This window comes from Geobacillus sp. Y412MC52, assembly GCF_000174795.2.
Taxonomy (GTDB): Bacteria; Bacillota; Bacilli; order Bacillales; family Anoxybacillaceae; genus Geobacillus; species Geobacillus thermoleovorans.
The window spans coordinates 1,796,346-1,809,332 of record NC_014915.1 but is presented as its reverse complement, the minus strand read 5'-3'; the positions used below and the strand labels follow the sequence as shown (position 1 = coordinate 1,809,332).

General features: G+C 55.4%; 8 protein-coding genes. 7 read left to right on the top strand and 1 reads right to left on the bottom strand.

From position 1 onward, the window contains the following. Nucleotides 1-117 precede the first annotated feature (117 nt). The 5 genes from GYMC52_RS08995 to GYMC52_RS08975 all read left to right on the top strand — a co-directional run bounded on the left by GYMC52_RS08995 (nucleotide 118) and on the right by GYMC52_RS08975 (nucleotide 7,705). Complete coding sequence (locus tag GYMC52_RS08995) at nucleotides 118-4,275, top strand: bacteriocin-processing peptidase family protein (protein WP_013523828.1); 4,158 nt, start codon at nucleotides 118-120, stop codon at nucleotides 4,273-4,275. Nucleotides 4,276-4,359: 84 nt separating this feature from the next. Continuing rightward, nucleotides 4,360-4,626 (top strand): hypothetical protein, encoded by a 267-nt coding sequence (locus GYMC52_RS08990; protein ID WP_011231313.1) that lies wholly within the window; start codon nucleotides 4,360-4,362, stop codon nucleotides 4,624-4,626. Nucleotides 4,627-4,671: 45 nt separating this feature from the next. Continuing rightward, complete coding sequence (yidC, locus tag GYMC52_RS08985) at nucleotides 4,672-5,421, top strand: membrane protein insertase YidC (RefSeq protein WP_013145258.1); 750 nt, start codon at nucleotides 4,672-4,674, stop codon at nucleotides 5,419-5,421. Between the two features lie 176 nt (nucleotides 5,422-5,597). Continuing rightward, on the top strand, nucleotides 5,598-6,149 hold the full coding sequence (locus tag GYMC52_RS08980) for a cysteine hydrolase family protein (protein WP_013145259.1): 552 nt from the start codon (nucleotides 5,598-5,600) through the stop codon (nucleotides 6,147-6,149). Between the two features lie 86 nt (nucleotides 6,150-6,235). After that, nucleotides 6,236-7,705 (top strand): nicotinate phosphoribosyltransferase, encoded by a 1,470-nt coding sequence (locus GYMC52_RS08975; RefSeq protein WP_013523827.1) that lies wholly within the window; start codon nucleotides 6,236-6,238, stop codon nucleotides 7,703-7,705. 143 nt (nucleotides 7,706-7,848) lie between these two features. Here GYMC52_RS08975 and pepF read toward each other — a convergent pair whose 3' ends face one another. Beyond that, the gene (gene pepF / locus GYMC52_RS08970) at nucleotides 7,849-9,705 is read right to left on the bottom strand and encodes an oligoendopeptidase F (protein WP_013523826.1); all 1,857 of its coding nucleotides are present in this window, start codon (nucleotides 9,703-9,705) and stop codon (nucleotides 7,849-7,851) included. 93 nt (nucleotides 9,706-9,798) lie between these two features. Between pepF and GYMC52_RS08965 the strand changes: the two genes are divergently transcribed. Both GYMC52_RS08965 and GYMC52_RS08960 read left to right on the top strand, forming a co-directional pair. Beyond that, nucleotides 9,799-10,689 carry an aldo/keto reductase gene (locus GYMC52_RS08965; RefSeq protein WP_013145262.1) on the top strand — a complete coding sequence of 297 codons (891 nt, stop codon included), beginning with the start codon at nucleotides 9,799-9,801 and terminating at the stop codon, nucleotides 10,687-10,689. 12 nt (nucleotides 10,690-10,701) lie between these two features. Then, nucleotides 10,702-12,858: a DNA topoisomerase III gene (locus GYMC52_RS08960; protein ID WP_013523825.1), complete on the top strand. Its 2,157-nt coding sequence runs from the start codon at nucleotides 10,702-10,704 to the stop codon at nucleotides 12,856-12,858. The last annotated feature ends 129 nt before the right edge of the window (nucleotides 12,859-12,987 follow it).

Here is a 12,987-nt window from a genome sequence, read left to right as displayed (position 1 = left end):
CCGGAACGGGATGGGTCATTTCTTTTGTCGTTATTTTTCTTAAAAAATAGATGGCTGTTTCCGAAGGATTGTTCTAAACTTATTAGATAGCAAGATGAAATGAAGGAGTTTCGTTATATGAAAATAGCAACGATCGCATCGCTTGTGAAAGAAAAACGAATCGTCGACGCCCTCGCCGAGGTGCGGCCATACCTTGAGAAGACCGGCCCGTTTCAGTGGCGGCCGCTGCTCGGGGCATGGGACAACGTGGGACCGTTTCAGGCGCTCATCCGCCTGTTCGATTATGCGCTCATGTACCGGCATAGCGGGCTTGTCGCGCGGTACGCCCACCGGAAGTTCAACACGCTGCAGACGCTCGCTTGGGTGTGCGATGAGTGGCTCGAGAACCGCCGGCCGCTCGATGTGGAAGAGGCGCTCACCCCGCGTCTTACAGAAGCGCTCGAAGGCCGGGTGGAGGAGCCGAGGGAATCGATCGCCCGGGCGGCGTTTGCGTTGGTGCGCGCTTTATTGGATATGCAGCGGATCGATGAGGCGCGGGAATGGATGGATGTGGTTGCCCGCTATGAGACGGTGCCGATGCATGACAAGTGGGGCTATTTTTATATCGAAACCGGCGACCGGAAGCGAGCGGAACAAGCGATCCGGGCTGGGTTGGACGACCCGGAGCGCGGCGACATGTGCTATTTGCTTCTTGCCGATTTGTGTGCGCTCGATGGCCGCCACCACGAGGCGCTTGCCGTTCTGGAGGAAGGAGGGCAGCGTTTTCCGCAAGTGCTGGCGTTTTACGCTGAGCGCGTGCGCCGCTTGCGCGATGTGCGCGCCTACCGCGAGGCGCTCGCGGCGATGGATGAACTTGACCGCCTGAATCCGCTTCATATGCATCGCCGTTATTTCGCCCATTTGCGCGCCGAACTGTATTACCAGCTTGACGAATGGGAGAAGCTTGAATCGCTTGTGAAAGCGGAGCCGCAGCTTGAAAAAACGCCGTACGCCCGAGCGCTTGGGCGGCAAAGGAAACGGTCGGTGGTGCTGCCGCTTGTGCCGGTCGTGCAAAAGCATAACTATTGCGTGCCGGCGAGTTTGGAAATGATGCTTCGATTGCTTGGCTCCCCCCGCACGCAGGATGAAGTGGCCCAACATATTTTTGATGTGCGCGGATCGAAATTGTCGACGACGGTTCATTATTTGGAAGAGCTTGGCTTTGTTTGCCGCTTTTTCGTCGGCTCGCCGCTTCGTTGGAAGCGGCTGATTGATGAGGGCGTTCCGGTGCTGTTAAGCGTCGATTATGAACAGTCATCGCACGTGCAGGTGTTGTTTGGTTATGACGAGCGGCTTGGGGCGTTGTACGTGCAAGACCCGAATCTATTTGATCCGTTTGTTGTTTCCGAGGACGAGCTTGCCAAATGGTATGCAGGGACGCATTATTTGTCGATTGTGGCGCTTCCCCGGGAAAAAGCGGCGCTCGCCGCTGAGCTCCCCGAAGAGGAAGACCGCTATTTCCGCGAATTGCATGCGTTGGCCGAAAAGATGGATGAGGACGAGCAGGCGCATTTCGCCGTGTTTGTCGCCTTTTTGCGCAAGCATGAGCACATCCCGTACACATGGCTGTATGTCATGAAGCATTTTAGCAGCGATGAGGCGAAGCCGCTTGTGTTGGATTACACCGGGCGCGTCTTGAGCGAGTATCCCGAACATAACGACTTGCTGCTGATGGCGGCGAAAGCGTACGTCTACACGCAAGAAATGGAGAAGGCCGAAGACGTGCTCAAACGGGTGAAAGGAAAGGCGCAAAGCCCGCTTTACCATTATTTGCGCGGCCGCATTGCCTTTTTTGCCAGCCGCTACGAAGAGGCGGCACGCTATTTTCGCACCTCGCTCCAGTTGGACCCAGACCAGCCGGAAGTGTGGAGCTATTTCGGACTCGCCTCGGCGTACGCCGGTCATATCGAAAAAGGGCTCATCTCTTCGCGTGTGGCGGTCAGCCTGTATCCGGGCGATTTGTTTATCGAAACGAACCACGGTGTGCTTTTGTTCCACGCGAAGCGGTTCGCCGAAGCGCGCGCCTGGTTTGATCGTCTTGTGCGCCGCGAACGGCGGGATGCCCAGCTTTGGTATGAGCGGGCCCGCTGCGATCGGGAGCTCGGCCGCCGGCGCAAGGCGGAACGCGGCTTTTGCGTCGCCAAAGCGCTCGACCCGCAGGAACCGTACCCGTATTTGATGTTGGCTGACTTGTATGATGACGACGGCGATCGGGAAAAAGCGAAAGCGGTGCTGGAAGAGGGGCTGGCTGTTGCTTGGCGTTTGGCGCCGCTTTACGTCCGCCTTGGCGATCTATATATGGATGAAGGAGAGGCGGAACAAGCGGTTTCGTGCTACGAAGAGGCGATCCGTCATGACGGCGATGACGTGTTTGCCCATCTAGGCTTGGCGGCCGCCCTCGCGGAGCGCGGGGATGTGGAAGCGGCGCGCCGGTATGTAATCAAGCAGCACACCCGTTTTGCCAACAACAGCGAATATTGGCTCAATGCAGGCAAATGGCTCATCGCCCACGGTTTCGCCGATGAGGAGGAAGGACGCGAGACGGCGCTGTCGTGGTTGGAGGAAGGGCTGCGCCTTGCTGAGTTTGATGCGGAAGAAGCGTATGAGTTTTATCTTGAGCTGTTGACAACGCCGACTCTTTTCGAACGCGGCCGGGCGTTTTTGAAACAGCTTGTCTCGGCTCGCCCGAAACTCGCTTCGGCCCATTCCGCTCTCGGCGTCCTTTATGAGCGGCAAGGCCGGCCGTCCAAGGCCATGGCGTTTTACCGAGAAGCCGCCGCCATGGGCCACCCGCTTTCACTCTTCCGGCTGGCGGAGCTGTGCGCCTCGCTTGGACGCTACGAAGAGGCGAAACAACATTATGAGGCGTGTCTCAAAGTCGATCCATCGTTTGTCCTCTGCCATTTTCGCTTAGCTGCGCTCTATGAGGCAGAAGGAAACGAAGAGCGGCAGCATACGCATTTGCTTCAGGCGGTCCGCCTTGCCCCGAAGCGTGTCGATATGGAGCAGCTTGCCGCGATCGCGGAGCCTTCAGCGCTTCTTCGGGCTTTGGCTGACGCCCGTCCGCATGCAGGGGAGGCGTGGTATTACGACAGCCTTGGATATGTCTATGGAGCGCTCGGACGCCGCGATCAAGAAAAGGCGGCGGTCGAGAAGGCGCTTGCTCTTGACCCGGACCATCATGAAGTGCTCCGCCATTGGGCGATGGTGCTCATGGGGGAAGGACGCCAAAAAGAGGCGGTCAAACTGCTCGAACAGTTGATGGTGCGCCATCCTGACGATGAACCGTTGTACCCGTTGTATGTTGCTCTCTTTCCGAAAACGATGCGCGGCTTAGGGAAGCTGCGCCATCGACTCGAGCGGCTGAAGGCAAGCCGCGAGGCGAAAAGCGTCATGTATCGGAACACAGCCTCGGCTCTTCTCCCGTATTTTGGCGAGGAGCAGGGGGAGCATGACGCACCGGTGCGATGGTGGATAAAAGCGAAAGAATGGGTCGGCACCGTTGTCTTGTTTTCGATTGTGACCGATTTATACGACGAAGCGATTCGCCTCAACCGCAGCGATGCGGAAGCCTATGGGCGGCTCGCCCGCTTATATGCCGCGCTGGAATTGGACAGCGACGCCGTGAAAACGTGGCGCAAAGCGCTCGCCCGCGTTTGGGATCCGTCTTTGGCGCAGGAATTTGTGGAATATTTATTGGCCGCCGATGAGGAAAGAAAACGCGAGGAAGCGAAGCGCTGGCTGGAGCGGCTGCTGGCGGAGCGCCCGGACGATGTCGAACTGCGCGTGTTGCAGGCGGTCGTTTGGCTTCAAGAAGGGCAGCACGAGAAAGCCGAGCGGCAGCTGGAGGCGATCGTGGCGGAAGAACCGCTCGCCCGTGAGGCGCTCATGTTGCTTGGCGAACAGTATATGGAAACGGGCCGCTATCAGGAAGCGGCGGCGCTTTGGGAGCGCTACACCGATTGGTATCCTGAGGATGAAGAGCTGAATATGCAGCTCGCGGCTGCTTATGAAGCGGCAGGGCACATTGAGCGGGCGTTGGCTGCCATTGAACGGTGCGCCCATATGGCCAAAGATGCCCGACTTCGCTACGAACGAGCCCGCTATCTCGCTTTGCTTGGGCGCTTCGATGAGGCGAAGCAAGAGCTTGAGGCGGCATTTTCGGCTGATGAAAGCGGAGAGCTCTCCCTGTTGGCAGCTGACGAGCCGGCATTTCACCGCTTGGAGCAGATGTGATCAATGTTGCTTTTCTTTTGATGGAAAGTTTGCTATTGTATGAGAAGAGAAGATGGACGGGGCAAAAGGGGGTGGACGGGACGCATGGAAGCGCCTATTGATTTGCTTGTGTATATGTCGCTTGTCGGCGCGTTATGGATCATCATGAAAGGGTATATGGGCGCACATCGGACAGCGAAATCATTGTTTTACGAGCCGGCGTTGGCCTCGGTTCGCGAGCGGGAGGCGGGAGGAGGCGCCGAACGAGCGGCGCTTCCATGGCGCCCGCTGTTTTTGCCGCAGCGGCGGAAAATTCCCGTTCGGGAACGGACAAGCCGAACGGATGAGGATGGAAGGCCCTTTCCTTTATGATGAAACGGCATGATTTTGCAACATGATATTTAAGGAGGGCTTTTCATGAAAAAATGGGTATTGGTGCTGCTTGGCGCCGTTTTGCTTCTTTCCGGCTGCAACCGCAACGAACCGATCAATGAACATAGCCAAGGCATTTGGAACCATTATTTTGTCTACCCGATGTCGAAGCTCCTTTTGACGCTTGGGCACTGGTTTGGCGACAACTACGGCATCGCCATTATCGTGCTGACGCTCATCGTCCGTTTTTGCTTGCTGCCGCTCATTTTGAAGCAGTTCCGCGCATCACTCGCCATGCAAAAGCTGCGCCCGGAATTGTTGAAGCTGCAAGAAAAATATAAAAGCAAAGACCCGGAAACGCAGCGCAAGCTCCAGCAAGAAATGATGCAGCTGTACCAAAAGCACGGCGTCAATCCGGCGAGCGGCTGCCTGCCGGTGTTAATTCAAATGCCGATTTTTATGGCGCTTTATTACGCGATTTCGCGGACGCAAGAAATTAAAACCCACTCGTTCCTATGGGTCGAGCTTGGCCACCGCGATCCGTATTTCATTTTGCCCGTTTTGGCGGCGTTGACAACGTTCATCTCGCTCCGCCTCTCGCCGTCGATGGCCGAAGAACAAATGCCGCAAATGGCGATGATGTCGTACATCATGCCGGTCATGATCTTTATCGGCGCCAGCTCCGTCCCATCGGCGCTGTCGCTTTACTGGGTGGTTGGCGGCTGCTTCTCGATCATCCAGTCGCTCATTTTGCGCAGTCAGCTGAAAGCGGCGAAAACGGCGGAAAACAGCTAAAACCACATCGACAATCCCCTGTCCGCTTCCAGCAGGCAGGGGATTTGTTGTCTTGTCTGCTGTCCATATTGCTATGGTATAATGGTAGAAGAGCCCAAAAAGATGTGGCGAGATGGAAAAACAGCAACCTGGCCAATTTAGAAATAGAGGAAAAGAGAAAAAGGGAGTGAATGGGAATGAACAAGGCGCTCATTAACATCGACTACACCGTCGATTTTATCGCCGATGATGGCGCGCTCACATGCGGGAAGCCGGGGCAGGCGATTGAAGAAGAACTTGTACGGGTGACGAAACAGTTTATCGATCGTGGAGATTTTGTTGTCTTCGCCATTGACAAACATGTGGCGGGAGATCACTACCATCCGGAAACGAAGCTGTTTCCGCCGCATAACATTGAAGGGACGGAGGGACGAAAGCTGTACGGGGAGCTCGAAGAGGTGTATCAAGCAAATAAGCATAAAGACAACGTCTATTGGATGGACAAAACGCGCTACAGCGCGTTCGCCGGGACCGATTTGGAGCTGAAATTGCGTGAGAGAGGCATCACGGAAGTGCATTTGGTCGGCTGCTGCACCGATATTTGCGTCCTCCATACGGCGGTTGATGCGTACAACAAAGGCTTTCGCATCGTCGTCCACCGGCGGGCGGTCGCGAGCTTCGACGCGGCGGGACACGAATGGGCGCTCCGCCATTTTCGCCATACGCTAGGCGCAGAAATAGTGGAATAATGGAGAAAACATGATAGAATAGACGATGAACGTTCTTTTTCTCCATTCGGCGGCGCAGTCATTCGTATGTTGGAGGTTGCACATTCATGAAAAAATATGCCGATGACAGTTTGATGCTTCATACGGACTTATATCAAATCAACATGGTCGAGACGTATTGGGAAGATCGTATGCATGAGCGCCGCGCTGTGTTTGAAGTGTTTTTCCGCAAGCTGCCGTTTGGCAACGGCTATGCGGTGTTCGCTGGGTTGGAGCGCGTCATTCAGTTTTTGCAACAGTTCCGATTTTCTGACAGCGACATCGACTATTTGCGCCAAGAACTTGGTTACCGCGACGACTTTTTAGACTATTTGCGGACGCTTCGCTTCACCGGCACGGTCCGTTCGATGCGCGAAGGGGAAGTGGTGTTTGCCAACGAACCGATTATGCGCATCGAGGCGCCGCTCGCCGAGGCGCAGCTCATCGAAACGGCTATTTTAAACATTATCAATTTCCAGACGCTCATCGCCACGAAAGCGTCGCGCATTAAGCATATTCTCGGGGACGAACCGGCTTTGGAGTTCGGCAGCCGGCGGGCGCAGGAGATGGATGCGGCGCTTTGGGGGGCGCGCGCAGCGTATATCGGCGGGATTGAGGCGACATCGAACGTGCGCGCCGGGAAGCTGTTTGGCATTCCGGTCGCCGGAACACACGCCCATTCGATGATTCAAGCGTATCAGGATGAATACACCGCCTTTTTGAAGTATGCACGCCGTCATAAAGACTGCGTATTTCTCGTCGATACGTACGATACGTTGAAGTCCGGGGTGCCAAACGCCATTCGCGTCGCGAAGGAGCTGGGCGACCAAATCAACTTTATCGGCATCCGCATCGACAGCGGCGATCTCGCCTATTTGTCGAAGGAAGCGCGGAAAATGCTCGATGAAGCCGGATTTCCGAACGCGAAAATTTTCGCCTCGAACGATTTGGATGAAGATACGATTTTAAACTTGAAGTCGCAAGGGGCGAAAATCGATGTGTGGGGGATCGGCACAAAGCTCATTACGGCGTACGATCAGCCGGCGCTCGGCGCCGTGTACAAAATGGTGGCGATCGAAAACGAACGCGGTGAGATGGTCGATACGATCAAAATCAGCGGCAATCCGGAAAAAGTGACGACGCCGGGGCTGAAGCGGGTGTACCGCATCGTCAACAAAATCAACCATAAAGCGGAAGGCGACTACATCGCCTTAGAGAGCGAAAAACCGCAGCAAGAAGAGCGGCTGAAAATGTTCCATCCGGTGTACACGTTCATCAGCAAATTCGTCACCAATTTCGAAGCGCGTGATTTGCATGTGACGATCTTCGACAACGGCCGGCTGGTGTATACGTCGCCCCCGCTTCCGGACATTCAAGCGTATGCGAAAGAAAGCTTGCGCTTGTTTTGGGAGGAGTACAAACGGACGCTCAATCCCGAGCAATATCCCGTCGATTTGAGCCAAGCGTGCTGGGACAATAAGATGGAAAACATCCGCAAGGTGAAAGAAAAAATTGCAGGCGCATCTTTAAGTGAATAACCGCCTTGGCTGCGGGGCAAGCGCATGGTGTCGCTTTGCGCGCGATCGACCGCCTTAACCGGTCCGGCGCGTTGCAGCGCAAAGCGATATTCTTTTTTCCGCCGCAATAACAAAGGTGTCCCGAACGGCGCGGGACACCTCTTTCATGTAGACCGCTGACGGTTTTGGCTTGGCAGCTGTCGATCGAGTTCGTCAACGAGTTCGGCGAAATGACCTAAGACCCGCTCGATCGGTTCGGGGCTTGTCATATCCACTCCGGCTCGCTTGAGCAGACGGATCGGATCATCGGATGCGCCGGAGCGCAAAAATTGTTTGTACCGCTTCACCGCCTTGCCGCTTGTATCGGTTTGGATGTCGCTCACAATGGTGTACGACGCCGCGAGCGAAGTGGCATATTTGTATACATAAAAGGCGTCATAAAAATGCGGGATGCGCAGCCAGCCGTGCGCGGCGCCGGGTTCGGCGGCGTACGCCGGGCCGTAATACGTTTTCAGCAGGCCAAGCCAAAGATGGTTCAGTTCGTCCGCTGTCAGACTGCCGCCTTGGCGCACTTTGTCATGAATCATCCGTTCAAATTCGGAATACATCACTTGCGTGTACAACGTGCCGCGGATTTGCTCGATTTGTTCGATGAGCAGGCGGAGTTTTTCTTCTTTTGTTTTCGCCTGTTTGTACAAATAATCGAGCATGAGCCATTCGTTCGCGGTCGAGGCGACTTCGGCGGTGAAAATCGAATGGCCGGAATAATGGTACGGCTGCGCGCGGTTCGTGTATACGGAATGCATGGCGTGCCCAAGCTCGTGGGCCATCGTCAATACGCTGTCGAGCGAACCGTTGTAATTGAGCAAGATGAACGGATGGGTGTCATACGCTCCCGTGTTGTAGCCGCCGGTATATTTTTTCGGGCGCGGGAAGACATCAAGCCATCGTTCTTGAAACGCTCGGTGCACCTGTTTGATATAGTCGGCGCCGAGCGGCTTGAGTCCTTCCACTATGAGCGTCTTCGCCGTTTCGACCGGAATCGGTTTCATTGTTTCGCCGACGAGCGGCACGTACAAGTCATAGCTATGGACGCGGTCAAGCCCGAGCGCGCGCCGCCGCAGTTCGACATAGCGGTGAAGCGCCGGCAAGTGGCGGCGAGTGGCGGCGATCAAGTGATCGAACACTTCCTTTGGTACGTCATCGGCGGCCAGCGCGGCGGCAAGGCCGGATGGATAGCGGCGCACGTTCGCATACAATTCATCCGCTTTGACCGAGGCATACAGCGTCGCGGCTGCGGTTTGTTCCATGGCTTCATAACTTTTGGCTTTCGCTTCAAACGCCGCCTTTCGATAGCGGCGGTCCGGGTGCTCGAGCATGGCGGCGTATTGGTCGTCGGTCAATGTCACCGTCTTTCCGTTCGGCATCTTGACAGATGGCGGCTCGTAATCGCCGCGGGCGGCGTGGTCATAAATGTTCTCCGCTTCGCCGAGCGCCGGCGATAGTTTCGCGAGCAGCTGTTCTTCGCGTTTCGTGAGCGTATGCGGCTTTTGCTCGCGCAACTCATGGAAGTAATAGCGGTACGCTTTCAGCGGTTTGCTTTTTTGGAGCTTCCTGAGCGTCCGCTTTGGGAGGGCGAGCAGTTCCGGCTCGATAAACGCTGTTTTCGCCGCATATTGGGCGGTGAGCGCTTCCACTTTTGCCCCGAGCCGGGCCGCCGTTTCATCTTCAATGTTGATATCGCGTTTTAAATGGGCGTAAAGCGACAGTTTTTCGAGCTTGCGGGCCGTTTGTTCGTTTAGGGCGAACAGTTTGGCGATCGTCTTCGCATCGTCAAGCTTCCCTTCAAACGCCGCCAGTTTCGGCAAGGCGTTTTTCACCGCCTTGTAGTCGCGCATCCATTCGTGTTCGGATGGGTAAATGTCGGTTACATTCCATTCGTATGCAGTTTCGGCGGCTGATGTCGGCCATGGGAAGGCCAAAAGAAGCACGGCGGCGAGCCCAAGAAGCCAGCGCTTCATATCATCACGTCCTTTCCGTTTTTTCCTCTTGTTGGTAGTATGCGCAAGCGGAACGATTTTAGCCAAAACCAAAAAAAGAAAGGGAGACGATCAATGGAACGAATCCGTTTAGCGGACGATTTGACTTTTTCCCGCCTCATTCACGGCTGTTGGCGGCTTGCGGACTGGGGCTATTCGCCCGAGCAGCTGCTGTCGCTCATTGAATTTTGTCTTGAGCGCGGCATTACGACGTTTGACCATGCTGATATTTACGGCGACTACACGTGTGAATCGCGCTTTGGCGAAGCGCTGGCGTTAAAGCCAAGCTTGCGCGGTCAGATCGAGATCGTGACGAAATGCGGCATCAAGTTGCCGTCAAAATACGGGATGAAATTATATGATACAAGCAAAACCCATATCATCGCCTCGGTCGAGCAGTCGCTCGCCAATTTCCGCACGGATTATATCGATGTCTTGCTCATCCATCGTCCGGATCCGTTCATGAATCCAGAAGAGGTGGCCGAGGCGTTTTTGAAGCTGAAACAGGACGGAAAAGTGCGCTATTTCGGCGTCTCGAACTTTAAACGTTCGCAGTGGGAAATGCTTCAGTCGTATTTGCCGTTTCCGCTCGTGACCAACCAAATCGAAGTATCGGCGTATCGGTTGGAAAATCTTGAAGACGGCACAGTTGACCTTTGCCTTGAGAAGCGCATTCCGCCAATGGTATGGTCGCCGCTCGCCGGTGGAGCGATTTTTTCCGCTGACGATGACCGGGCGGTGCGGCTGCGCGGGACGCTTGAACAAGTGCGGGGTGAGGTGGGCGCTGAGACGATCGACGAAGTGTTGTACGCGTGGCTCCTCGTTCATCCAGCGCGGATGATGCCGATTGTCGGCTCGGGGAAACAAGAACGCATCGAGCGGGCGGTGCGGGCGCTGTCTTTGTCGCTTTCCCGCGAGCAATGGTTCGCCATTTTGCAAAGCTCCATGGGGCATGATGTGCCGTAAGGGGAAAGGACGATGAAAGTCATTATCGCGGAAAAGCCGGACCAAGGGGCGACGCTCGCCTCGATTTTTCGGACGAAAAAACGGCAAGGCTATATCGAAATTTTGCCCAATGACTTGTTTCCCGACGGGGCGTATATGACATGGGCGATCGGGCATTTGTTCCAGCTCGCAGCTCCTGAGCGGTACCGCCCCGAGTGGAAACGGTGGACGCTCAACACGTTGCCGATCATCCCGGAACGGTTCGAGTATGAGATCGAAAAAGCGAAGGCGAAACAGTTTCAAGTGGTCAAGGAACTGTTGCGAAAGCCGGAAGTGACGGAAATCATCCATGCCGGCGACGCGGGGCGCGAAGGGGAGCTCATTGTGCGCAACGTGATCCGCATGAGCGGCGTCAACAAGCCGATCAAGCGGCTTTGGCTGTCATCATTGACCCCGAAGGCGATTGAGGAAGGGTTTTGCCGTTTGCTTGATGAGCAGACGACGCGCCCGCTCTATGAGGAAGCGTACGCCCGCGCCTGCGCTGATTGGCTCGTCGGCATGAACGCCTCGCGCGTGTACAGCCTCTTGCTGAAAGAGCGCGGGATGAATGATGTGTTTTCCGTCGGACGCGTGCAGACGCCGACATTGGCGCTGATCGTCCGGCGTGAGCGGGAAATTGAGCAGTTCCGCCCTGAACCGTTTTGGGAAGTCGTCGCTTCGTTTGTCATCGGCGATAAGCGCTATGAAGGAAAATGGACGGATGAAAACGGCCAAACACGTCTCAAGGACGAGGAGATGGCGAAAAAGATCGCTGCCTTTTGCCAAGGAAAACGAGCGGAAGTCGCCGACGTCCGCACGGAGCGGAAAACGTATCAGCCGCCCCTGTTGTTCAACTTATCGACGCTGCAGGCGACAGCGAACAAGCTGTACCGCTTCTCGCCGAAAAAGACGCTTGATGTGCTGCAATCGCTCTACCAAAAAGGGATCGTTTCGTATCCTCGTTCCGATTCGATGCATGTGACGAAAGGGGAAGCGGAAACGTTCCCTGCCATTTTTCAAAAATTGTCATCGTTTCCAGCGTACGCTTCTTATTTTCCGCTGCCGCAGCCGTCGATTTTACAGAATAAACGTTATGTAAACGAGAAAAAAGTCACCGACCACTACGCGATCATCCCGACTGAACAAGTTGTTGCCCCGGAGAAGCTGTCGGACGACGAGCGGAAGGTGTATGATTTGGTCGTCCGCCGCTTGATTGCCGCCCACCACCGGGCGGCGGTCATCGATTATACGACCGTCACGACGCTCGTTGACGGTCGGGCTCGCTTCGTTTCGAAAGGAAGGCAGGTCGTCGAGGAAGGATGGCGCGCGGTCATCCGCCCGCATGAGGAGGAGAAAGATGCTGCGCTTCCTCCCCTTGAGCGAGGGGAGGCGGGGAAAGCGGCCGCTGTAAAGGTGAAAGAAGGGAAGACCGAGCCGCCGAAACGGTATACAGAAGGCGAACTCATCACCTTGATGAAAACGGCGGGAAAATTTTTGGAAGATGAGGAACTGGAAAAAGTGCTCGCCAAAACGGAAGGGCTGGGCACGGAAGCAACAAGGGCGGCGATCATTACCATGCTGAAAGAGCGGAAGTATATTGAAGTGAAAAAGAACCTCGTGTACGCGACCGACAAGGCGAAAGTGTTGATCGAGGCGCTTGGCGGCACGATCCTCGCCTCGCCGGAAATGACGGCGAAATGGGAGCAGCGCTTAAGCGAAATCGGCGAAGGGAGCGCCTCGCCCGCCGCCTTTATGGAACAGGTGAAAAAGTTGGCGCAAAAAGTGGTCGTTGACGCCATCGCCGCCGCGCCGAATTGGAATTTCAGAGGGGTTGACACCGCCTCGATCCAGCGGACAAGGAAGAAAAAAACGATGGGCGAGAAGCTTGGGCCGTGCCCGCTTTGCCGCGGGACCGTCATCGACAAAGGAACGTTGTACGGCTGCGACCAGTACGTGAAAACAAAATGCTCGTTTACGATCTCCAAACGCATTCTCGGCAAGTCGATTTCGGCGGCGAATGTGAAAAAGCTGCTGGCGCAAGGGAAAACAAATGTCATAAAAGGGTTTAAAAAAGGCGGGAAAACGTTTGACGCCATACTCGTTTGGGATGAAAACGAGAAGAAATTGTCGTTTCAGTTTCCGAAGCCGTGACGAAGGCAACAGGCGTTGGGGACGGGAGGCTTGGCGAAAAGGCGGACCGATGGCGGCCCGCCGATCTGGCCTCCTTTTTCTCAAATGATACACCGAATCGGGTCAAATGGGAACGATTTTCGTTTTTAT